Genomic DNA, 1309 nt, shown 5'->3' with positions numbered 1-1309 from the left:
CCTGGGTGCCGCCCTGGGTGTTGCCCGTCCCGCCACCCTGGGTGCCGCCCTGGGTGTTGCCGGTCCCGCCACCCTGGGTGCCGCCCTGGGTGTTGCCGTTACCGGCGCCCTGGGTGCCGCCCTGGGTGTTGCCGTTGCCGACCTGGGTGCCGCCGATGGTGTTGTTCGAGCCGCCGATGATCGTGTTGTTGACGATGTTCGTCACGTTGTTCGTCACCTGGTTGATCACGGCGGGCGCCAGTCCGAGCCGCTTCGCTTCGGAGGCCGCGGCCTTCCGCCCGATGGCGGCCGCCTGCGCCTGGGAAGCTCCGCCACGGGCTGCCTGCTGGGCCGCTGCCGCACCTCGTGCCGTTGCCACAGCGGCGTCTGCCTTCGTCGATGCCGCGGTGGATGCGCCCGGCGCGCACCGGACGGTGCCTACGGAGACCGGACCGCCGCCGGTGATTTCGGCCCGGATGTCGCCCTTCGGTCCGGCAGCGACGCGAGCGATGGTCTTCCCGTTGCGCTTGACGTCGTAGGTCTGCTTGAGGGCGAAGCCGTTGCCGCGGATCTCCCCGCCCTTCAGGCTGCATACCGCCGCAGGGGCTGCGGTCGGAAGTGCGGAGGCCTGGGAGGGCTGGGCGAATGCCACCCCCGCCGTTCCGGCGAGTATCGCGGTGACGCAGGAAAGACCGGCGATGTTGGCGACGTGCTTCTTCCTCGACATTTAAAATCTCCCTTGAATGGTCGACCCGGATTCGAGATTCTCTGCGAGCCGGGGATTCGACTTGCCTGGTGTCTCAGTTCCGTTTGTCTGGCCGAGCGGTTTATCTGTATCCAGATTGCCCTTTTCGAGCGCGGGGAGAAAGAGACGGAGATTCGGGGCTTGACAAATTCACATTCGGATGGGCGCCTGTCGTGTCCGGGGTGGGCGGTGCGGGTTGGGCAGGTGCCCTGGCGCGGGTCGAGCCGTTGCCGCCCCGACGTGGGTCGGGGCGGCAACGGCTGAAGGGGACGGCAGCACCTCGCAGAGGGGGCCTCTGCGAGGTGCTGCGCTTTTCGGCCGGACTGGTCAGCCCTGGGTGCCGCCCTGGGTGTTCCCATTGCCGCCACCCTGCGTACCGCCCTGGGTGTTGCCGTTACCGCCACCCTGCGTACCGCCCTGGGTGTTGCCGTTACCGCCACCCTGCGTACCGCCCTGGGTGTTCCCGTTACCGCCACCCTGCGTACCGCCCTGGGTGTTCCCATTGCCGCCACCCTGCGTACCGCCCTGGGTGTTCCCGTTACCGCCACCCTGCGTACCGCCCTGGGTGTTGCCGTTGCCGCCACC

At 68.8% G+C, this 1309-nt stretch carries 2 protein-coding genes; both read right to left on the bottom strand.

Going from position 1 to position 1309, the window contains the following annotated elements:
* Positions 1-706 (bottom strand): hypothetical protein (locus ACIPXC_RS11615; protein WP_401615901.1); only part of this gene is annotated, 706 nt, incomplete at its 3' end.
* A gap of 345 nt (positions 707-1051) precedes the next feature.
* Positions 1052-1309 (bottom strand): hypothetical protein (locus tag ACIPXC_RS11610; RefSeq protein WP_381626273.1); only part of this gene is annotated, 258 nt, incomplete at its 5' end.

This window comes from Streptomyces sp. NPDC090021 (assembly GCF_044748225.1).
Lineage (GTDB): Bacteria > Actinomycetota > Actinomycetes > Streptomycetales > Streptomycetaceae > Streptomyces.
Note: the sequence above shows the minus strand (reverse complement) of the source record. Positions and strands in the feature narration are given on the sequence as shown.